Here is a 21,627-nt window from a genome sequence, read left to right as displayed (position 1 = left end):
GGACATGGGCGAGAACGCGCACCTTGCCGTGCTGGAAGGCGTCCTGGAACGGATCACCTATGCCAACGAGGACAACGGCTACACCGTCGCGCGGGTGGACACCGGCCGCGGCTCGGCGGACCTGCTGACGGTGGTCGGCGCGCTGCTCGGCGCCCAGCCCGGTGAATCGCTGCGGATGCACGGCCGTTGGGGCTCCCACCCGCAGTACGGAAAGCAGTTCACGGTCGAGAACTACACGACGGTCCTGCCGGCCACCATCCAGGGCATCCGCCGCTACCTCGGATCGGGCCTGATCAAGGGCATTGGCCCGCGCATCGCCGAACGCATCGTCGAGCACTTCGGCACCGACACGCTCGACATCATCGAAGGCGAGCCCAAGCGCCTGGTCGAAGTCCCCGGACTCGGCCCCAAGCGGACGAAGTTGATCGCTGCCGCCTGGGAGGAGCAGAAAGCGATCAAGGAGGTGATGGTCTTCCTGCAAGGCGTGGGCGTCTCCACCTCCATCGCGGTCCGGATCTACAAGACCTACGGGGACGCCTCGATCTCGGTGGTCAAGAACCAGCCCTACCGGCTGGCGTCCGAGGTGTGGGGCATCGGCTTCCTGACCGCGGACCGGATCGCCCAGGCGGTCGGAATACCGCACGACAGCCCGGAGCGCGTCAAGGCCGGACTCCAGTACGCCCTGTCGCAGGCGACCGACCAGGGCAACTGTTTCCTCCCGCAGGAACGGCTGATCGCCGACTCGGTGAAGCTGCTCCAGGTCGACATCGGCCTGGTCATCGACTGCCTGGCCGAACTGGCCGACGAGGAAGGGGTGGTACGCGAGGACGTGCCCGCCGCCGACGGCGACCAGGAACCGGTGAAGGCCGTCTACCTGGTGCCGTTCCACCGCGCGGAAATAGCGCTGGCCGCCCAGTTGCTGCGGCTGCTGCGCGGCACGGAGGACCGGCTGCCGGCGTTCCACGACGTGGACTGGGAGAAGGCGCTCGCCTGGCTCGCCACCACCACGGGCACCGACCTGGCGCCTGAGCAGGAGCAGGCGGTCCGGCTGGCCCTCACGCAGAAGGTCGCCGTGCTCACCGGCGGCCCCGGCTGCGGGAAGTCCTTCACGGTCCGCTCCGTGGTCGCCCTCGCCCTGGCCAAGAAGGCGAAGGTGATCCTCGCCGCGCCGACCGGCCGCGCAGCCAAGCGACTGGCGGAGCTGACCGGCGCGGAGGCGTCCACCGTGCACCGGCTGCTGGAGCTGAAGCCCGGCGGAGACGCGGCCTATGACCGGGACCGGCCGCTGGAGGCCGATCTGGTGGTCGTCGACGAGGCGTCGATGCTGGACCTGCTGCTGGCGAACAAACTGGTGAAGGCGGTTCCGCCCGGTGCTCATCTGCTCTTCGTCGGGGACGTGGACCAGTTGCCCAGCGTCGGTGCGGGGGAGGTGCTGCGCGATCTGCTGGCGGCCGGCAGCCCGGTCCCGTCGGTGCGCCTCACCCGTGTCTTCCGCCAGGCACAGCAGTCCGGAGTGGTCACCAACGCGCACCGGATCAACGCCGGCGAGCCGCCCGTCACCCAGGGCATGCCCGACTTCTTCCTCTTCCCGGAGGAGGACTCCGAGGAGGCCGGGCGGCTCACGGTGGACGTGGTGGCGCGGCGGATCCCGGCCAGGTTCGGTCTGGATCCGCGCAAGGACGTCCAGGTCCTGGCACCGATGCACCGCGGTCCGGCCGGCGCGGCCGTCCTGAACGGACTGCTCCAGCAGGCGGTCACCCCCGCGCGCCCGGATGTGCCCGAGCGCCGGTTCGGCGGTCGCACCTTCCGCGTGGGCGACAAGGTGACTCAGATTAGGAACAACTACGACAAAGGTGCCAATGGTGTCTTCAACGGCACGGTCGGTGTTGTCACCGCCCTGGACACGGTCGAGCAGAAACTGACCGTGCGCACCGACGAGGACGAGGAGATCGACTACGACTTCGACGAGCTGGACGAGCTGGCCCACGCGTACGCGGTGACCATCCACCGCTCGCAGGGCAGCGAGTATCCGGCCGTAGTGATCCCCGTCACCACGGGTGCCTGGATGATGCTCCAGCGCAACCTGCTCTACACGGCTGTGACCAGGGCGAAGAAGCTGGTGGTGCTGGTCGGGTCCCGGCGTGCGATCGGGCAGGCGGTCCGCACCGTCTCGGCCGGAAGACGATTCACGGCTCTCGACCACCGGCTCTCCCGAGGCGCAGAATAGGCACTCCGTGCCACTTTTCGGCCCGATGGCCGACCCCGAGTGCACACCCCAGTGCCAAATGGGGGACAGTGGATGGAGTCAGGGCACCTCGAAGAAGAGGCAACACCGTCGGTGAGGGAATGACGTGAGCGACAACTCTGTAGTACTGCGGTACGGCGACGGCGAATACACCTACCCGGTTGTGGACAGCACCGTCGGCGACAAGGGATTCGACATCGGCAAGCTGCGCGCCGACACCGGTCTGGTCACCCTGGACAGCGGGTACGGCAATACCGCGGCCTACAAGTCCGCGATCACCTTCCTCGATGGCGAACAGGGCATCCTGCGCTACCGGGGATACCCGATCGAGCAGATCGCGGAGCGCGGTACGTTCCTGGAGACCGCGTACCTGCTGATCAACGGCGAACTGCCCACCGTGGACCAGCTGTCCGAATTCAAGGGTGAGATCACCCAGCACACCCTGCTGCACGAGGACGTCAAACGGTTCTACGACGGCTTCCCGCGGGACGCGCACCCGATGGCGATGCTGTCGTCGGTGGTCAGCGCGCTGTCCACGTTCTACCAGGACAGCCACAACCCGTTCGACCCGAAGCAGCGTCACCTGTCCACGATCCGGCTGCTCGCCAAACTGCCGACGATCGCGGCGTACGCGTACAAGAAGTCCGTCGGCCAGCCGGTGGTCTACCCGCGCAACGACCTCGGCTACGTCGAGAACTTCCTGCGGATGACCTTCTCGGTGCCGGCCGAGGAGTACGAGCTTGACCCGGTCGTGGTCAGCGCGCTGGACAAGCTCTTCATCCTGCACGCCGATCACGAGCAGAACTGTTCGACCTCCACGGTCCGGCTGGTCGGCTCCTCGCAGGCCAACCAGTTCGCGTCGATCTCGGCGGGCATCAGCGCGCTGTGGGGGCCGCTGCACGGCGGCGCCAACCAGTCGGTGCTGGAGATGCTGGAGCGCATCCAGGCCGAGGGCGGCGACGTCGACTCCTTCATCGCCAAGGTGAAGAACAAGGAAGACGGCGTGAAGCTCATGGGCTTCGGGCACCGCGTCTACAAGAACTTCGACCCCCGGGCGAAGATCATCAAGTCCGCGGCGCACGACGTCCTGTCAGCGCTCGGCAAGTCCGACGAGCTGCTCGACATCGCGCTCAAGCTCGAGGAGCACGCGCTCAGCGACGACTACTTCGTGTCGCGCAAGCTCTACCCGAACGTGGACTTCTACACCGGCCTGATCTACCGGGCCATGGGCTTCCCGACCAGCATGTTCACCGTGCTCTTCGCGATCGGCCGGCTCCCCGGCTGGATCGCCCAGTGGCACGAGATGATCAAGGAGCCCGGTTCCCGGATCGGCCGCCCGCGGCAGATCTACACCGGTGTCGTCGACCGCGACTACGTGCCGGTCGAAGCCCGCTGACCCGAGCTCGTACCGGGCAGCGGCCCAGCGGCGAAGAAGCGCCCCGCGACGGATCCCCCCACGGGTCCGGCACGGGGCGCTCCCGTCTCCCGGCGCGAATCCCCCCACGGGTTCGTACCGGGCGTTTTTGGTGGCGGCACGCCGCTGCCGGGACGGAGTGCCCGGGAGGGCCGCTCAAGCTCCCCGGGCGTCGCCCCGGCGACGCAACCCGGACCGTCCCCCAAGACAGTCCGTACCGCATCCCCCGCACCGGCTCCGCCGGGAGCGCGGTGCTCAAGACATAAGACCCACGAATCACCGTAATGGTTACGTCTCAAGACGTGTGATCTACGTCTCTTCCCCGAAAGAGGGTGTTTCTGCAGGCTACCCCGCTCGCGGTGGGTGATGGGCGATCCCGTAGCGTGCTGTTCTTCTCGAGGGGCGGAGCACATGGCAGAGAACGGGACAGCGGTCCGCAATGTCGTGGTGACCGGTGGGGGCACCGGCATCGGACTGGCCATCTCCACGCGGTTCGCCGAGGACGGCCACCGCGTCACGATCGTGGGCCGCCGCCGTGAGGTGCTCCGCGCCACCGCCGAGGAACTGCGCACTGCCCGCGGCCTGGACATCACCCCCGTCGTCTGCGACCTCGCCGACCCCGATGACGTGGAAGCGGTGCTCTCCCAGCTCCCCGACCGGGTCGACGTCCTGGTGAACAACGCGGGCAGCCGCGAGCTCGCGGTCGGCGCCGGAGCCCATGGGGTGCTGGCCCGCTGGCGTGGCGACTTCGAACGCAATGTGCTGACCGCGGTGCTGCTGACCGAGTCTCTGCGGGACCGCTTCACCACCGACGGCGGCCGGGTGGTCACCGTGACGTCGGTGGCGGCGCTGCGCGGTGGCGGCTCGTACGGCGCCTCGAAGGCCGCTCTGCACGCCTGGAACCACTCGCTCGCGGCCCAGCTCGGGCCGCAGGGCGTGACCTGCAACATCGTGGCGCCGGGCACGGTCGCGGGCACCGAGTTCTTCGGTTCCCGGCTCAATGAGGCGGAGCTGACCCGCCGGGCAGGCCGCACCCTGGTGGGCCGGGTCGGACGGCCGGTGGACGTGGCGGCCGCGGTGCTCTTCCTCGCCTCGCCCGAGGCCGGCTTCATCACCGGCGAGATCCTCCAGTGCAACGGCGGCGAACTGCTCGGCCGCTGAGCCCGTCGGGCGCCGGCCGCGGTATCGGGTCCCGCCCGCGTGATCGCCTCGTTCCGCCGCGGCCTACTCCCTGAGGAGTAGCGGGACCGGGCCCACAGGATGAGATTTCCGGTGAATCCCCGGGGAGTTCCCCGATCCCGGGGAAACCCGCTTGCCGACCCCACGCATCGCTGTCAGCGTTGAAGTACCCGGGGGTGGGAAGAGGGACGGTGGCATGAACGTTGCAATTGACGTGTCAGCACTCGACTTCACCTCCGGGCTGGCCGAATACCTGCGGGGTGGACACGTCATCTGGGCGTACGCGCTGCTGGCCGCCACGACGGCGCCGCCGCTCGTACCCAACTCCGTGCTGCTCGTCACCGGCGGAGTGATGGCCGCCGAAGGCCACCTCAACCTGGCGCTGGTTCTGCTGGTGGTGGCGGGAAGTGCCCTCGTCGGAGACCTGCTGATCCACCGGGCGGGCCGCGCGGTGAGCGGCAGAGTGCTCAGCCGGATGCGCCGCAAGCCCCGCCAGGCGGCGCTGCTGAACTGGGCCGCACTGCGCATACAGCGCCATGGGGTGCCCTTCGTCATCGCGGTGCGCTTCCTGCCCAGTGGCCGGGTCATCGGCGGCGTGGCGGCGGGCGTGGTCCAGTATCCGGCCCGCAGATACGCGATCGGCGCGGGCGTGGCGGAGACGGTCTGGGCCACCTACTCGGTGGGCGCGGGCTACTTCAGCGGGCGTGCCGCGTCGAACGACTTCTACGCGCTCACCTTGGGGCTCGGCATATCGGTGCTCGTCGCGGCGGCCGGCACGGCCGCCCAGTGGATCTCCCGGACCCGGGAACGGCGGCTGCCGCGCGCTCCCGGAGAGATCGCCCGGCCGTCCGCGGTGGTGACCGCGTCCCTCGCCGGTGAGAGCGGCGCGGCGGCGCCCGCTTCCACCGCACCCCCGTTGGTCGGCGCTCAGGCGCGCGACGGCATGTCCGACGGCGGTCCGAGGATCGGACCGCCTTTCGCGTCTCCCGAGGCATCCGTGGACGGATCCTCACTGGCGCCGCCTGACCTCTCCTTCAGCGCAGAGGCGGTCACCGCGGAAGGCGGCAAAGGCACGGGGTCCCATCCCTGCGGGATGACCGGCGGCCGGCACCTTTAGGGCGCCGGTACGGCCTCGGTCCCCACGGCGGGTGCGAGATAGCGGTAGAGCATGCTCTTCAGCTCCCGCACATACCGCTCGCGCTCGGCTCCCTCATGCTGCATGACGAGGTTGAGGCCGGTCTTGAACATCGCGAAGGACATCTCCGAGATGAGCGCGCACTCCGTACGGGACAGGGACGGCGTGCGGACCGCCAGCAGCTCCGTCACCCGCTCCAGCAGAGCGTTGTGCAGCACGTCGTGTTCTTCAGCGACCCGGCCCGGGGCGTCCGAGCCCTTGATCAGCGCGAGGAAGGCCGGGTTGGCGCTGTTGAACTCGATGAACGGCTCGGTCACCTCGTCGATCAGCCGGTCCAGCGGCAGCCGGGCGGTCTCCGGGGTGAAGACCCTGCCGTGGGTGGCCTCCATCTCCTTGATCATCTGTGCGCTCAGCTCGATCGCGATGGCTTCCTTGTTGGGAAAGAACTGGTAGAGCGTGCCCGGTGACACGCCGGCCTCGCGGGCGATGGCATTGGTGCTGGACGCGGTGTACCCGAGCGCGCAGAACACGCTGGCGGCCGCCTGCAGCAGCTGCGTGATGCGGCGCTCTCCGCGGGCCTGACGGCGGCGCGGTCTCTCGTCCGCCTCGGACACGTTGACCCCCAGGGAGGATTGACAAACACGAGCGGTCGCTCGCATTCTGGAAACACGAGCGATCGATCGTGTTTCGATTCTATGCCGCGTTTGCGGGCTATGTCGTGATGCCGTTCTACGGGGGAGGGGACACCTCTGTCATGTCCGATGTCAACCACGAAGGTGCGGTCCGTGGCTGGACGCGGATCGTCACCGCGCGACCGCGGCTGACGCTGCTGCTGGCCCTGCTCTTCACCGCGCTGGCCGTGGTGGCGGGCAGCGACGTCGGCAGCCGGCTCTCCAGCGGGGGCTGGGAGGCCCCCGACTCCCAGTCGTCCTACGCCACGGCCGCCCTGGCCGAGCACTTCCCCTCCTCCCAGCCCAATCTGGTGCTCCTCGTCGACGCCCGCGGGGCCGGCGTGGACAGTCCGGCGGTCGCCGCGCAGAGCGGCGAGCTGGCCCGCCGGCTCGCTGCCGACCCGGCGGTGACCGGCGTGACCTCCTACTGGGGGACGCATGCGCCGGCACTGCGGGCGAAGAACGGCAGTTCCGCGCTGATCACCGCGCGGCTGCGGGGCGACGACGACGCGGTGGCCGACGAGGTCAAGCGGATAGCTCCCGCCTACCGGGGTCAGCACGGACCGGTGAAGGTCACAGTCGGCGGCTCGGCGGCGGTGCGCGACGAGATGCAGACCACCATCCAGGAGGACCTGGTGCGCGCCGAGGTGATCGCGCTCCCGATCACCCTGCTGCTGCTCGTCATGGTGTTCGGCAGCGCGATCGCCGCTCTGCTGCCGCTCGGTGTCGGCATCGTCGCCATCCTGGGCACCAGCGCGGTGCTGCGCGGCATCACCGGCTTCACCGACGTCTCGGTCTTCGCGGAGAACCTCACCACCGCCCTCGGCCTGGGCCTGGCGATCGACTACGCGCTCTTCATCGTGCGCCGCTTCCGCGAGGAGCTGGCCACCGGCGTGGAGCCCCGGACCGCAGTGGGAAGAACGCTGCGCACCGCCGGTCGCACGGTGCTCTTCTCCGCGCTGACGGTCGCCGCCTCGCTCTCGGCGATGCTGGTCTTCCCGCAGTACTTCCTGCGCTCCTTCGCCTACGCGGGCATCGCGGTGGTGCTGCTGGCCGCCGCCGCGGCGCTGATCGTGCTGCCGGCGTCGCTGGTGCTGCTCGGGCACCGGGTCAACGCACTGGACCTGCGCAAGGCACTGCGGCTGAAGTCCCCGGACGATCCGGGGGCCGGGTACGCCCGGGTGGCGCGGCTGGTGATGCGCCGCGCGCCGGTGTTCGCGATCGGCGCCGTGGCGGGGCTGCTGCTGCTCGGACTGCCGTTCCTGCAGGTGAAGTTCGGCACGGCGGACGACCGCCAGCTGCCGGCCACCGCGGAGGCCCACGTGGTGCAGCAGCATATCCGCCAGGAGTTTCCCGGCAGCCCGGACGGCGCGATCACCGTCCTCGCCCAGGGTGCGAGCGCGGCCCAGTTGCGTCAGTACGACCGGCAACTGGCCGCGCTGCCGGGCGTGGTCCGGGTCGACGGCCCCGTCACCGTGCCGGGCGCGGACGCGTCCTATGTGACGGTGCTGCCGAAGGGCGAGGCGGTGGACGGCAGTACGCAAGGCCTGGTGCGGACGATACGGTCGGTGCCGGCCGGCTTCCACGCGTCGGTCACCGGGCAGGCGGCGGTCCTGGTCGACAGCAAGCACGCCATCGCCGAGAAGCTGCCCTGGGCGGCCGGGATCATCGCCCTGGTGACGCTGCTGCTGGTCTTCCTGCTCACCGGGAGCGTGATCATCCCGGTGCAGGCGGTGCTGCTCAACGCACTGAGTCTGACCGCCATGTTCGGAGCGGTGGTGTGGGTCTTCCAGGACGGTCATCTCTCCGGACCGCTGGCCTTCACCTCGACCGGCAGTATCGAGACCACCCTGCCCGTGCTGATGTTCTGTGTCGCCTTCGGGCTCTCCATGGACTACGGAGTGTTCCTGCTCTCCCGGATCAAGGAGGAGTACGACCGGACCGGTGACCACCAGTCGTCCATCGTCTTCGGACTGAGGCGGACCGGCGGGCTGATAACCGCGGCGGCGGTGATCCTCGCCGTGGTGATGGTCGCGATCGGCACCTCCCGGGTGGCCAACACCAAGATGCTCGGGCTCGGCATCGCCCTGGCCGTGCTGATGGACGCGATGGTGGTGCGGACCCTGCTGGTCCCGGCGGTGATGCGGCTGACCGGCCGGTTCACCTGGTGGGCGCCGCCGGCGCTGCGCAGGTTCCACGACCGGTTCGGGATATCCGAGGGCGGTGGAGAGGCTGGACCGGACGGCGCAGGGCCCCCTCGCTCCGAGGAGCGGCGGGACCCCGAACCGGCCACCAGCGGGTGAGACCCGAGGATCAGTCCGGATCCCGGCGGCCACGATTTCCGGGCCGCCGGGCACTCCACGCCCGGATGGTGTCCGCGTACCAGAACGGCTTGCCGCCCTCCACGACATCAGGATCGGGCAGGTGCCCGTGCTTTCGGTACGAGCGCACGGTGTCGACCTGCACGCGGATGTGTGCGGCGATGTCCGCGTACGACCACAAGGTCCGGTCGGTCATGATGCACCTCCATACGGTGGGGATGTCGATCAGTACCTTCGCCCGGACAACGACGAGTGAAGATACCCGCATGGGCCTGTTGATCCTCTGTGACGCGGAACCCGCGTAACGGTGACAAAGTGGCGAACGGGTAACTCTGACCGTGATCTTACGTTCGATCACTCTTTCGGGTTTTTGGATGTGTTGTGCTGTTTCGGCGCGGCGGATCCGAGGCAGACTTCGAACACATGACGACCTCAGCAACTCCCATGACCCCCACCGCTCATGGGTGAGTCCGTGTCCGTCGCCCTGTTCACGGCGGACCTCCGGCTGCATGACAATCCGGTGCTGGCGGAAGCCGCCAAGGCCGACCGGACAGTGCCGCTCTTTGTCGTGGACCCGGGTATCGCCCGTGCCGGGTTCGCCGTGCCGAACAGGACCGCCTTCCTCGCCGAGTGCCTGGCAGACCTGGACGAGGGACTGCGGTCGCGCGGCGGCCGGCTCGTCGTCCGCCGCGGCGATCCCGTCGAACAGGTCTGCGCGGTGGTGCGGGAGTCCGGCGCCCGCGAGGTCCACATCGCGGGCGGGGTGAGCGGCTACGCGACCCGGCGAGAGGAGCGGCTCCGCGCAGCGCTGGCCGGGCTCCGCTGCGCACTGGTCGCACACGACGGAGTGATCACGGTGGCGCCGCCCGGCGTGATCACCCCGGCGGGCCGTGACCACTTCGCGGTGTTCACCCCGTACTGGCGGCGCTGGCAGGCGGAGCCACTGCGTTCGCTGCGGACGGTGCCACGCCGGGTGGTGCTGCCCGAGGGAACGGACTCCCTCCCCCTGCCGACAGCCGCCGACCTGACCGGGCCGGGCGGCGGCGGTCCGTCACCCCGGCTGCCGCGGGGCGGTGAGACGGCGGGCCGCCGGGCGTCGGGCAGTTGGCGGCGCGACCGGCTCGCCGAGTACGGGAAGCGCCATGACGACCTGGCGGCTGATGCCACCTCCCGGCTCTCGCCCTACCTGCACTTCGGCTGCCTGTCGGCAACCGAACTCGTCCACCGGGCATGGGAGTCCGGCGGGGGCGCGGAAGAGGGCTCCGGGGCGGGGGACTTCGTACGGCAGCTGGCGTGGCGGGATTTCCATCACCAGGTGCTCGCCGCCCGCCCGGACGCGGCATGGCACGACTACCGGAAGAGAAACGACCGCTGGCGCACCGCCCCCGAGGAGGTCGCCGCGTGGAAGGAGGGGCGCACGGGATATCCGATGGTGGACGCGGCGATGCGGCAGCTGCGGCACGAGGGGTGGTTGCACAACCGTGGCCGGCTGCTGGTGGCGAGCTTCCTGACGAAGACGCTCTACGTGGACTGGCGCACCGGAGCACGGCACTTCCTCGACCTGCTGGTGGACGGGGACGTGGTGAACAACCAGCTCAACTGGCAGTGGGCGGCGGGCACCGGCACCGACACCCGGCCCAACCGGGTGCTCAACCCGGTGCGGCAGGGGATCCGTTTCGATCCGGAGGGGGAGTACATCAGGAGGTGGGTGCCGGAGCTGGCCGGACTGAAGGGCCGCGCGGTGCACGAGCCGTGGCGGCTGGAGGAGCGGGAACGGGCGGGGTTCGACTACCCGGGACCGATCGTGACGCTCGCCGAGGGACAGCGGCGGTTCGCCGCCGGGCGCGACCTGACGTAGCGTCGCGCCCCGTGGGGACTCAGCCCCCGACGACCTGGAGCAGGTGGGCCGCCGTGGTGGTCATGGCGTCGCGGGCCGGGCGGAGGTAACGGCGGGGGTCGACCGTAGCCGGATCGGCGGTGAGATGCTCGCGGACCGCGGTGCTGAAGGCGATGTTGAGGGCCGTGCCGATGTTGACCTTCGTCATACCGGCGGTGACGGCCAGACGGAGGGTTTCGTCGGGGACACCGGAGGACCCGTGCAGGACCAGCGGTACCTCGATCGCGGTGCGCAGCCGGGCGATCAGGTCGAGGTCGAGGCCGGCGGTGCGCTCGGTCATCGCATGGGAACTGCCCACGGCGACGGCGAGGGCATCCACACCGGTCGCCGCGGTGAAGGCGGCGGCCTCTGCCGGGTCGGTGCGCACACCGGGGGCGTGGGCGCCGTCCTTCCCGCCGACCTCGCCCAGTTCGGCCTCGACCCAGACGCCGCGGTCGTGTGCCCAGGCGGTGACGCGCGCGGTGGCGCGGACGTTCTCCTCGTAGGGCAGCGTGGAGGCGTCGAACATCACCGAGGTCACGCCGGCCGCGACGCCCGCGCGCAGCAGGACCTCGTCCTTGATGTGGTCCAGGTGGAGGGCGACTGGGACCGTCGCGGAGCGGGCGAGCGTGGCGGTGGCCGCGAGGAGGGGTTCGGCATGCCCGCCGTGGAACTTCACCGCGTTCTCGCTGATCTGCAGGATGACCGGGAGTCCGGTCCGCTCGGCGGCGGTGGTGATGGCCTCGGCGTGTTCCAGCGTGATGACGTTGAAGGCGGCGATGCCGCGGCCCGAGGCGCGGGCGGCGAGGACGAGTTCGGCGGTGGCGGCGGGCATGCGGCGGGTCCTTCGGGTCGCGCGGGTGGACGGGGGAGGGCGGCTCACGGCCTGGCGAGCAGAGCCCGGGGGAATCCGGGGCCCCGGGGGCCCCGGGGCTCAGGCCCTCGCTGCTCGGCGCCGCGGGCTTCGGGCTCGCGGCTCAGGGCTCAGGGCTCAGGGCTCAGACGAGGATGACGGAGCGGGTGAGGTTGCGGGGCTGGTCCGGGTTGTAGCCCTTGGCCTCGGCGATGGCGACGGCGAGCCGCTGGGCGCGGATGAGGTCGGCGAGGGGGTCGGTGGCCGGGTGGGTTTCGAGGAGGCCGCCGACGGCTTCCACGTTGTCGGCGAGGCCGTCCGGGAGCGGGCCGAAGGACCAGACGGCGCGGCCCGGTCCGGTGATGCTGATCGGGCCGTGGCGGTACTCCATCGCGGGGTAGGACTCAGTCCAGGCGCCCGCGGCCTCCCGCATCTTGAGGGCGGCTTCCTGCGCGAGGCCGTACGTCCAGCCGGTGCCGAGGAAGGTGAACTGCTCGGACGCCACGAGGGACGGGGCCAGTTCGTCCTCGACCGCCTTGCGTGCGTCGCCGATGGCCGAGGTGAGGTCCTCGCCGAGGTGGGCACGGAGCAGGGCGAGCACGGTGGTGGCGAACCGGGTCTGGACGACGGACTGTTCGTCGGCGAAGTCGAGGACGACGATGTCGTCGGCCGCGGCCATCACGGGAGTGTTCGGGTCCGCGGTGATGGCGGTGACCGGGATGGTGCCGCGCAGGCGTTCGCAGGCACGCAGCACCTCGGTGGTGGTGCCGGAGCGGGTGATGGCCACCACCCGGTCGTAGCCCCGGCCGAAGGGAAACTCAGAGGCGGCGAAGGCGTCGGTCTCACCCTTGCCGTCGCGCTCACGCAGCGCCGCGTACGACTGCGCCATGAACCAGGAGGTGCCGCAGCCGATCACCGCGACGCGCTCGCCGGACCGCGGCAGCTTCGCGCCCTCGGTGGCGACGAGTTCGGCCGCGCGCTGCCAGCATTCCGGCTGGGTGGCGATTTCGGTGGTGGTCAGGGACGACGCGGACATCGGTGCTCCTCACGAGGCGGCCGGCCAGGGCGGCGCGTGCGGGCGCCGCACCTGGTAGTTGCCGCCAGTGTAGATGATTGGTGATGCTCGAAACGAGCATAGAACGAGCAGAAAAGTACACGCGAGGGAATTTCCGGTGCCGGAGGACCTGGTGACGCGGGGGTTCGCGGTCGCCGTTTGGTCACTCAGCGGTGAGCCGGGGCGTGAGAAGCCGCCCGCCCCGACGAGGCGGGGAGAGGGGGGCGGAATTGCCGCAGGGCGGCCCGTGCCCGCCGGCCGGGCGCGGACGTGACGCACGCGTCCGGCGGTCCGGCCGACGGGATGTGACCGGGGGTCAGCTGTCGGCGAGGTCGTCGGTGGCGACTCTGGCGGCCCGGGCGGTACGCAGCAGGAAGTCGGCGATCATGACGAGTTCGGCGTCCTCGTAGCCGGAGCACACGTCGTCCATCGCCCTGTTGAGGCCGGAGAAGAGGAAGGCGACTTCGGCTTCCTTCTCCTTGATGACCTGGACGAGGATCGCCCGCCGGTCGTTGGGGTTGGGGGTCCGCACGACCCAGCCGCCGCGTTCGAGGCGGTCGAGGACTCCGGTGAGGGTGGCCGGATGCAGTCCGGCACGTTTGGCCAGTGCGGTCGGTCCGATCGGGCCGTAACGGCTGATCAGATCCAGGCACTCCAGATCGGCGTCCCGAAGGTCGAGGTGGGTGCCCACTTGGTGGTTCAGCAGGGAATGCTGGACGGTGAGATCCCGCAGTCCGTCCTTTATCCGGGCGGTCAGCCGCCGTCTCCGCCGCACAACGGAGGCCGGGGGTGCCGACGTCGCCGCCGATTTCGCTGCCGGTGCGGCCCCGGGCAGGGTGGAATCCATACGCACAGATCCTCGTATCGCTCGCTCGCCGAGAGTGGCCACGTGATCGCCGCACGGCCCTGGCGGCGATCACGTTACCGGCGGCCGGTTGATCCGAATAACCAGCCATCCGGGGGGTGGCTCAAGCGCATACCTTCTCACAGCACTCCTTTCAACTCGAAGACATCGGGGAAACGTTCCGCCCACGCCGACCTGGGCTGTCGGCGTGGGCGGAAGCTGTGAGTTGCACCGGGAGCAGAGGTGCTAGCGGGACGCTCGGGGGCGGCGGAGTCAGCCCGCCGCGATGCCTTCTCCTCCGGCCGCGCCGGGTACTGTCACCGACCCGATCCGGGTGAGCGAGCCGTCGTGGCCCACCCGGAAGGCGTCCACCCCGCCGGCCGCACCGGTCTGCGCGTAGAGGAAACGGCCGTCGGAGGAGACGGCGGCATCCACCGTGCCGGCGGCGGTGGCGGTGGTCCCCAACGGCGTCAACGTGCCGTGGCCGCCGATCCGGTAGCCCGACACGGTGCCACTGCCGGCGTTGGAGGCGTACACGTCGCTCCCGGTGCGCACGATCCAGCAGGTCGCCGCCTGGCCGGTGGCCGTCTCACCGGTCTTGGTGAGCCTGCCGTCGCGGCCGAGGGTGAAGGTGGCGACCGCGTTCGGCCCGGCCTCGGTCAGCTGGAGCCGGCCGCCGGAGTCGAAGGTGAAGCCGAAGGGCACCGCCTCCGGGGTGGAGGTGACCACCGGGCGGGCGGCGGGGGCGCCGAGGGCGTTCAGCGGGAAGACGTCGACGCTGTTGGCCGCGGCCTTGGTGGTGACGACGAGGTCCGACCCGTCGGGGGTGAAGGCGATCTGGCCCGGCGTGTGGGTGAACTGCGGGGTGGCGGCGGGGTCGAGGCCGAGATCCCGGTGCCAGGCCGGCACGCTCACCAGGTGGTCGCCGATCCGCAGGAAGCCCTGGATCGAGCCGCCGCCGAGCGCGTTGGCGACATAGACCAGATCGCCGTGCACGGCGATGCTGACCGGGAAGTCACCGCCGGAACGGATCACCTGGATCCGCTGCAGCCGGTCGCCGCGCACTCCGAAGACGGTGACGGTGTCGCTGCCCGCGTTGACGGCGTAGAGGAGCTGCTGCCGCTGGTCGAGGACGAGCGATCCCTGTGAGGCCAGGTGGTCCACCTGGGATCCGTCGAGCACGCCGCCACGGCCGCCGGTCGGGTAGATCCCGCTTTGCCGCAAGGTGCCATCGGCGGCGCGGTGGTAGGAGACGACGGTATTGGCGGTGGTGTTGTCGCTCTGTACGAACACGGGCGCCCCGGCGGTGTGCCGGTGCTGGTGCGGGGCCGCGGCGGAAGCGGCCGGGGCCACGGCGAAGAGGGCGGCGGCCGCGACGGCGACCGCTCCGGCACCGGCGGTACGGGCGAGGGGGGCGGCACGGACAGCTCCGGTGCGGCGCCGGGCGGACGTACGCATCCTGACGGTGAAGGTCATGGCGGTGGACTCCTGATGCGGAGAACTGCGGAGAGCCGCAGTTGGCTTCGGAGAGCCGAGTTGCGTTCGGACGGGGCCGGTGCGCGCTGCCGCCGGCCCGCCGAGGCATGGCGATTCAGCCGCCGACTCCCCCTACTGGCCAGGGGAGTCGGCGACGTCGACGCGGGCTCGTGGACTGACCGACACGCTAACTCCGGGGACAGTGCGCCGAAGGGACGAAAGCCGCGAATCGTCCTGCCTTCCGGGGTCCGTAAGAATTGCCACCCATTCGGCGGTATGGCGCCGCTTGCGGAGCGGGGAGGATTTTCTCCACGCCCTATGGAAATGCGCCGAGGCACGGCAATCGGTCGCCCGCCGAATTACCGACCCGCGGCCTCCAGCCTTTCCCGCTGGGGCAGCACCGTGTATTTCGGATCCCGCGCCGAGGCGACGCCCGCCTCGAATACGCCGAAACGCGTGCAGGCCGACGCCGCCAGCAGCGCCGCCCCCATGAGCGCCGCAGGCCACCGCCCGCGCCCGGCCAGCAGTACGGCCCCGGCCGCCCCCACCGCGGACAGCACCTCCGCGGTCCGCATCAACCGGCCACCTCGGCCGTGTTCGTAGGTCTCCGCGACCACCCCGAGGCGTGCCTGCATCGCCTTGGCAGCGGCGATCTCCACCGCGCACGCCAGCAGTGCGGCCCGCCGGGCCGGACCGGTCTCGCGCACCGGAGCGGTCAGCAGCGCCATCCCGGAAGCCGCGGCGAGCGCCGACCCGGCGAAGACGAACGGCAGCTCCCCGTGGGCGTCGTGCCAGGCGGGCACCGCCGTGTCCGCCGCCAGCACGGCGGTGTAGGTGGCGATGGCGGGGCCGAGCAGCGCCGCGCCCACGGTGCAGGCGGTGCCCGCTTTGGGCAGCCGTCCCGCTCGGTCCAGCAGCGCGGCCCCGCCCGCCAGGGGACCGTAGGCGGAGAGCAGCCAGGAGCCGACACTCATCGGGGAGGTCGGCTTGAAGACCCGGAGCATGTTGACGAAGCGCCCGGGCCTGCCGAGGTCGTGCACGAGGGCGGCGGCGGAACCGGCGATGGCCACCGCCGAGGACGTCTTCAGGGCGCGCGCCATCCCGGGGCGGCCGGTGGCCTGGGCGCCGGCCGCCAGCACCGAGCCGGCGCCCGCGAGGCCGCCCAGGAAGAAGTAGCCGGCGATGTCCATCGGAGCCCAGGACGGAGGCTTGATCACGGGGCGGCCGTAGTAGGAGCTGAACTCGGCGGGCTCCACCATCAGTTGCTCGCCCTTGCCGCGGCGGCGGCCCTTCCCGCGCCGGGTCAGGTCGGAAGTGCTCATCGTTTCGCCTTTCCCAGCGGGGCGAAGGCGATGGCCGCCGCACCCAGGATGCCGAGGGCGGCGCCGCCGGCGCGGCGCCACATGCGGGGGAGGTCTCGGGTGGTGACCACCGGGTCGGGCGGCAGGCCGTAGACCTCGGGCCGGTCGAGCAGGAGGAAGAAGGCGCCATCGCCGCCGACCCCGTCCTCGGGGTCGTGGCCGTAGAGGTGGGCCTCGGGCACTCCGGCGTCATGGAGCTGGTCGACGCGCAGGGCGGCGCGCTCGCGGAGCTCGTCCAGCGGGCCGAACTGGATGGACTCGGTGGGGCATGCCTTGGCGCAGGCAGGCTCCATGCCGTCGCCGAGGCGGTCATAGCACATGGTGCACTTGAAGGCCCGCCCGTCCTCCGGGCGTTGCTCGATGACGCCGTAGGGGCAGGCGGGGACGCAGTAGCCGCAGCCGTTGCAGATGTCCTCCTGGACGACGACCGTGCCGAACTCGGTGCGGAAGAGGGAGCCGGTGGGGCAGACGTCGAGGCAGGCGGCGTGGGTGCAGTGCTTGCACACGTCTGAGGACATCAGCCAGCGCAGTTCGGTCCGGCCGTCGGGCGACGGCGGGCCGGCCGGCGGCTCCGGCGCCGCCGGGGCGACCAGTGCCTCGGGGGGTGCTGCTGTTTCCGGGGCCACCGGCCGGCTCTGCTCGATGAAGGCGACATGCCGCCAGGTCGAGGCACCGAGGCCGCCGGTGTTGTCGTAGGACATGCCGGTGAGCGAGAGGCCGTCCTCCGGGATGGCGTTCCACTCCTTGCAGGCGACCTCGCACGCCTTGCAGCCGATACAGACGCTGGTGTCGGTGAAGAAGCCCATCCGCGGCGGGTGTTCCTGGTGCCCGGCGTCGCCGGCCGGGTCCGGTTCCGGGCCGGAGAGCAGCAGGTCGAGCCGACGGGGGCCCTCGGGTTCTGACATGGCTTCAGACCTCCATACCGGTCCGGTCGGTGATACCTGCCCGCTGCCGGTACTCGGCGAGCAGCCGGGGCAGTTCGGGACCCCGAGGCCGCCGGCCGGGGCGGATGTCGGCGCTGAGCGCCTTGACCTCCTGGATGTGCACGTTCGGGTCGAGCGCGATCGCCGACAGCTCATTGGCGGCGTCACCGGTGACCAGGCCGTTGGGCCCGAAGTGGTACGGCAGGCCGATCTGGTGGACTGTCCGGCCGTCCAGCGTCAGCGGCGCCATCCGGTCGGTCACCAGGACCCGCGCCTCGATCGCCCCCCGCGCGGTGACGATCGTCGCCCACCCGGCGTTCTCCAGCCCGCACCGGCCGGCCAGTTGCGGGGAGACCTCGCAGAAGAGCTCCGGCTGGAGTTCGGCGAGGTAGGGCGACCAGCGGGTCATGCCGCCGGCTGTGAAGTGCTCGGTGAGCCGGTAGGTGGTGACCACAAAGGGGAAGACGTCCGCGCCCTGCTCACTGCCGCTGGGGTGGTAGCGGTTGCCCTCGCGGGAGAAGACCTGCCGGACCGGGTTGCGCTGCCGGTTCCCGTGCAGCTGGTTGGTGAACGGCGAGTCCTGCGGCTCGTAGTGGACCGGCATCGGCCCGTCGACGAGCCCGGCCGGTGCGAAGAGCCAGCCCCTGCCGTCGGACTGCATGATGAAGGCGTCGTCACCGCCGAGTGCGCCGGGCCCGCTGCTGCCCTCGGGCGGCACGGTGTGCGGGGCGAGTTCCGGCGGGAAGTCGGGCACGTCGTGGCCGCTCCACTTCCCCGCCTCGGCGTCCCACCAGACATACGCCTTGCGCTCGCTCCACGGGCGGCCGTCGGGGTCGGCGGAGGCGCGGTTGTAGAGGATGCGGCGGTTGGCCGGCCACGCCCAGGCCCACTGCGCGGCCACCCAGTCCTGCTCGGTGTGGGGTTTGCGCCGGGCCGCCTGGTTGACGCCGTCCGCGTAGACCCCGCAGTAGATCCAGCAGCCGCACGAGGTGGAGCCGTCGTCCTTGAGTTCGGTGTACGCGGACAGGTGGCCGCCGTCCGGTCCGTAGCCGTTGATTTCGGCCAGTACCGCCTCCGCCGACGGTTCCCGCAGCGGGCCCTCGGTGGGGTAGTCCCAGGCCAGGTCGAGGATCGGCCGGTCCATCGGCGCGGTGGAACCGGCCAGCCGCTCCCGGATCCGGCGGCCCAGGTGGTACATGAACCACAGGTCGCTGCGGGCGTCTCCGGCCGGTTCGACCGCGGTGTGGTGCCACTGCAGCCAGCGGTTGGTGTTGGTGAAGGAACCGGACTTCTCGGTGTGCGCGGCGGCGGGGAAGAAGAACACCTCGGTGCCGATGTCCTCGGTCCGCAGTTCGCCGGTCTCGATCTCCGGGCCGTCCTGCCACCAGGTCGCCGACTCGATCAGCGAGAAGTCCCGGACCACCAGCCATTCGAGGTTCGCCATGCCGAGCCGTTGCAGGCGGGCGTTGGCCGAGCCGACGGCCGGGTTCTCGCCCATCAGGAAGTAGCCCTTGCAGAGGCCGTCGAGCTGGGCGAGCACCGTCTCGTAAGTGCTGTGCGAGCCGGTCAGCCGCGGGAGGTGGTCGAAACAGAAGTCGTTGTCCGCGGTGGCCGCGTCCCCGTAGTACGCCTTGAGCAGGCTCACCATGTAGGACTTCGCCTCGCCCCAGAAGCCCTTGTCGGTCTTGATGGAGGCGATGAAGCCGTCCAGATTCTCGTCCCGGTGGGCGTGCGGCATCGGCAGGTAGCCGGGCAGCAGGTTGAAGAGGGTGGGGATGTCGCTGGAGCCCTGGATGCTGGCGTGGCCGCGCAGCGCCTGGATGCCACCGCCCGGGCGGCCGATGTTGCCGAGCAGCAGCTGCAGGATCGAGGCGGTGCGGATGTACTGCGCCCCGACCGTGTGCTGGGTCCAGCCGACCGCGTAGCAGAAAGCGCTGGTGCGGTCGGGCCCGGAGTTCTCGGTGAGCGCGTCGCAGACTTCGCGGAAGACGTGCGGCGGCACTCCGCAGGTGCGTTCCACCAGCTCGGGGGTGTAGCGGGCGAAGTGGCGCTTGAGGATCTGGTAGACGCAGCGGGGGTGGCGCAGTGTTTCGTCGCGCTGCGGTGAGGGGTGCGCGGAGGCGCCGCCCGAGCCGTGGGATTCGGCGCCGCCGGACCGGGCGACGGTCGGGCCGGCGTCCGCGCCCGCGCCGGACTCCTGCTCCCGCTCCCGTTCGTCCTGGTCCGCGTCGCCGCCGGCACCGGAGGCCGCGTGGACCGGGGCGCCCTCGTACTGCCAGCTGGACGGGTCGTAGTGCCGTTCCTCCTCGTCCAGGCCGGAGAAGATGCCGTCCAGGTCCTCGGTGTCCTGGAAGTCCTCGCTGACCAGGAAGGACGCGTTGGTGTAATGCAGTACGTACTCGCGGAAGTCCTTCTCCTCGGTCAGTACGTGGTTGATGATGGCGCCGAGGAAGGCGATGTCGCTGCCGGCCCGCAACGGGACGTGCAGATCGGCGAGCGCACTCGTCCGGGTGAAACGCGGGTCGACGTGGATCACTTTGGCGCCGCGTGCCTTCGCCTCCATCACCCACTGGAAGCCGACGGGGTGGGCCTCGGCGTAGTTCGAGCCCTGGATGACGATGCAGTCCGAGTGCTGCAGGTCCTGCATGAAGGTGGTGGCGCCGCCGCGGCCGAAGGAGGTGCCCAGACCGGCCACGGTCGCGCTGTGGCAGATCCGCGCCTGATTCTCCACCTGGACCACCCCGAGCCCGGTGAAGAGCTTCTTGATCAGGTAGTTCTCCTCGTTGTCCAGCGTCGCCCCGCCGAGGCTGGCCAGGCCCAGCGTGCGGTTGACCCGCTTGCCGTCGGCCTCCTCCTCCCAGGTCTCCCGGCGGGTACGGATCACCCGGTCGACGACCATCTCCATCGCCGTGTCCAGGTCGAGCGGCTCCCAGTCCTTCGCGTACGGCCTGCGGTAGAGGACCTGGTGGCGCCGGGCGTCGCCGGTGGTGAGCTGGAGGGTCGCGGAGCCTTTGGGGCACAGCCGGCCGCGGCTGACCGGCGAATCCGGGTCGCCCTCGATCTGGACGACTTTCTCGTCCTTGACATAGACGTTCTGGGCACAGCCGACCGCGCAGTAGGGGCAGATGGACTTCACCACCCGGTCGGCGGTCGCGGTGCGGGGGGTCAGCTCCTGGGTCTGCCGGGACATCGCGGCGGCGCCGCGGCCCAGGCGGTCGGTTCCGGTGAGCTGGCGGAAGACCGGCCAGCCGCGGATCAGATCGGGTACGCCCATGCTCTCGACCTCGTCTCGCTCGGCCCACCTCGCCGTGCCGCACGGCTCCTGGCCACGGTTCCGGCGGCGAAGGTCGGTTGCCCGGGGTCCCGGTACGGAAACGCACCGCCTCCGCGTCACCACGGTCTGTCATCGAACGTATCCATCTCGTGGCCGCTCCGCAGGTCCGGCTGACCTGTCCGTGGGGCCCGTCCGGCGTCCGGGGGACACTGCCGGTGGGTTCGCTCCCGCGCGGGTAGCCGAAAAGGGACGTGTCCGCTTCCGAGGAGGCCCTATGGCACCGCTCCAGCCGCAGCCCCGGTCGACCACCGGCCGGCCGGCATGAGCCGGCCACAGGCCGAGGACGGCTCCGGATACGACGCGACCCCGTATCTGCCCTCGCGCGGCGGGCTTGCCGCCCACCGCAAGGCTGCCGCCGACTGCCGGGGCTGCCCGTTGTTCGGCCCGGCGACCCGGACCGTCTTCGGAGAGGGGCCGTCCGGCGCGCGGCTGATGCTGGTCGGGGAGGAACCGGGGGACCAGGAGGACCGGCAGGGCCGGCCGTTCGTCGGTCCGGCCGGGCGGTTGCTGCACAAGGCACTGGAGGCGGCCGGACTCGGCGACGAACCGGCCTATCTCACCAACGCGGTGAAGCACTTCTCCTTCACCGAACGCGGCAAGCGCCGCATCCACAAACCGCCGACCCTGCGGGAGGTCTCCGCCTGCACGCCCTGGCTCGACGCGGAGCTGCGCCTGATCCGCCCGAAGGTCGTGGTGGCTCTCGGCGCAACCGCAGGGCGGGCTCTGTTCGGTGCCTCCTTCCGTGTCACCAAGGACCGCGGCAAGCCGCTGCAGCTCCCCGCCGACGAGCGGGCGCGTGCGGTGGCGACCCCGCACCCGTCGGCGGTCCTGCGCTCGGACGACCGCGAAGAGGCCTACGCGGCGCTGGTCGCCGATCTCCGGGTGGCGGCGGAGCTGCTGTCCTGAACGGCCGGCCGCGGTCCGGCTCCGTGCTTCGTACG

Annotated in this window: 16 protein-coding genes; 7 read left to right on the top strand and 9 right to left on the bottom strand. The window is 70.8% G+C overall.

Annotated features, from left to right (window positions below):
• Positions 1–4 precede the first annotated feature (4 nt).
• From recD2 to OG552_RS12215, 4 genes are all read left to right on the top strand, one after another.
• Complete coding sequence (gene recD2, locus OG552_RS12230) at positions 5–2,227, top strand: SF1B family DNA helicase RecD2 (protein WP_329132165.1); 2,223 nt, start codon at positions 5–7, stop codon at positions 2,225–2,227.
• A 124-nt stretch (positions 2,228–2,351) separates the two neighbouring features.
• The gene (locus OG552_RS12225; protein ID WP_329132163.1) at positions 2,352–3,641 is read left to right on the top strand and encodes a citrate synthase; all 1,290 of its coding nucleotides are present in this window, start codon (positions 2,352–2,354) and stop codon (positions 3,639–3,641) included.
• Positions 3,642–4,070: 429 nt separating this feature from the next.
• On the top strand, positions 4,071–4,820 hold the full coding sequence (locus OG552_RS12220) for an SDR family NAD(P)-dependent oxidoreductase (protein WP_329132162.1): 750 nt from the start codon (positions 4,071–4,073) through the stop codon (positions 4,818–4,820).
• Between the two features lie 214 nt (positions 4,821–5,034).
• Complete coding sequence (locus OG552_RS12215) at positions 5,035–5,955, top strand: DedA family protein (RefSeq protein WP_329132160.1); 921 nt, start codon at positions 5,035–5,037, stop codon at positions 5,953–5,955.
• Here the strand turns inward: OG552_RS12215 and OG552_RS12210 are convergent.
• Entirely contained in the window at positions 5,952–6,587 is a 636-nt protein-coding gene (locus tag OG552_RS12210) for a TetR/AcrR family transcriptional regulator (protein ID WP_329132158.1), read from the bottom strand. The two genes, OG552_RS12215 and OG552_RS12210, sit on opposite strands and share 4 nt — an antisense overlap.
• Positions 6,588–6,727: 140 nt before the next feature.
• Here OG552_RS12210 and OG552_RS12205 point away from each other — a divergent pair, with 140 nt between their 5' ends.
• Positions 6,728–8,947, top strand: coding sequence for an MMPL family transporter (locus tag OG552_RS12205; protein WP_329132156.1), 2,220 nt, complete (start codon positions 6,728–6,730; stop codon positions 8,945–8,947).
• Positions 8,948–8,957: 10 nt separating this feature from the next.
• Here OG552_RS12205 and OG552_RS12200 read toward each other — a convergent pair whose 3' ends face one another.
• Positions 8,958–9,161, bottom strand: coding sequence for a MarR family transcriptional regulator (locus OG552_RS12200; protein ID WP_329132154.1), 204 nt, complete (start codon positions 9,159–9,161; stop codon positions 8,958–8,960).
• A gap of 264 nt (positions 9,162–9,425) precedes the next feature.
• On the opposite strand from OG552_RS12200, the gene OG552_RS12195 reads away from it, so the two are divergent.
• On the top strand, positions 9,426–10,823 hold the full coding sequence (locus OG552_RS12195; protein ID WP_329132152.1) for a cryptochrome/photolyase family protein: 1,398 nt from the start codon (positions 9,426–9,428) through the stop codon (positions 10,821–10,823).
• Positions 10,824–10,842: 19 nt separating this feature from the next.
• Here OG552_RS12195 and OG552_RS12190 read toward each other — a convergent pair whose 3' ends face one another.
• From OG552_RS12190 to fdh, 7 genes are all read right to left on the bottom strand, one after another.
• A complete protein-coding gene (locus tag OG552_RS12190) occupies positions 10,843–11,676 on the bottom strand; it encodes a class II fructose-bisphosphate aldolase (RefSeq protein WP_329132150.1) in 834 nt (277 codons plus the stop codon).
• 163 nt (positions 11,677–11,839) lie between these two features.
• Positions 11,840–12,730 (bottom strand): SIS domain-containing protein, encoded by an 891-nt coding sequence (locus OG552_RS12185; RefSeq protein ID WP_329132148.1) that lies wholly within the window; start codon positions 12,728–12,730, stop codon positions 11,840–11,842.
• A gap of 334 nt (positions 12,731–13,064) precedes the next feature.
• On the bottom strand, positions 13,065–13,595 hold the full coding sequence (locus OG552_RS12180; RefSeq protein WP_329132147.1) for a MarR family transcriptional regulator: 531 nt from the start codon (positions 13,593–13,595) through the stop codon (positions 13,065–13,067).
• Positions 13,596–13,865: 270 nt separating this feature from the next.
• Entirely contained in the window at positions 13,866–15,068 is a 1,203-nt protein-coding gene (locus tag OG552_RS12175) for a lactonase family protein (protein WP_329132145.1), read from the bottom strand.
• A gap of 359 nt (positions 15,069–15,427) precedes the next feature.
• Positions 15,428–16,390, bottom strand: coding sequence for an NrfD/PsrC family molybdoenzyme membrane anchor subunit (nrfD, locus tag OG552_RS12170; RefSeq protein ID WP_329132143.1), 963 nt, complete (start codon positions 16,388–16,390; stop codon positions 15,428–15,430).
• A complete protein-coding gene (locus tag OG552_RS12165) occupies positions 16,387–17,334 on the bottom strand; it encodes a 4Fe-4S dicluster domain-containing protein (RefSeq protein ID WP_329132141.1) in 948 nt (315 codons plus the stop codon). The genes nrfD and OG552_RS12165 overlap by 4 nt, the downstream gene beginning before the upstream one ends.
• 4 nt (positions 17,335–17,338) lie before the next feature.
• Positions 17,339–20,626, bottom strand: a complete 3,288-nt coding sequence (fdh, locus tag OG552_RS12160; protein ID WP_329132139.1) for a formate dehydrogenase — start codon at positions 20,624–20,626, stop codon at positions 17,339–17,341.
• 321 nt (positions 20,627–20,947) lie between these two features.
• Here fdh and OG552_RS12155 point away from each other — a divergent pair, with 321 nt between their 5' ends.
• Complete coding sequence (locus tag OG552_RS12155; protein WP_329132138.1) at positions 20,948–21,592, top strand: UdgX family uracil-DNA binding protein; 645 nt, start codon at positions 20,948–20,950, stop codon at positions 21,590–21,592.
• Positions 21,593–21,627: the final 35 nt, after the last annotated feature.

Origin of the sequence: Streptomyces sp. NBC_01476, assembly GCF_036227265.1 — a bacterium.
Classification (GTDB): domain Bacteria; phylum Actinomycetota; class Actinomycetes; order Streptomycetales; family Streptomycetaceae; genus Actinacidiphila.
The sequence above is the reverse complement of the archived record's forward strand: the minus strand, read 5'-3'. Positions and strand labels throughout refer to the sequence as shown.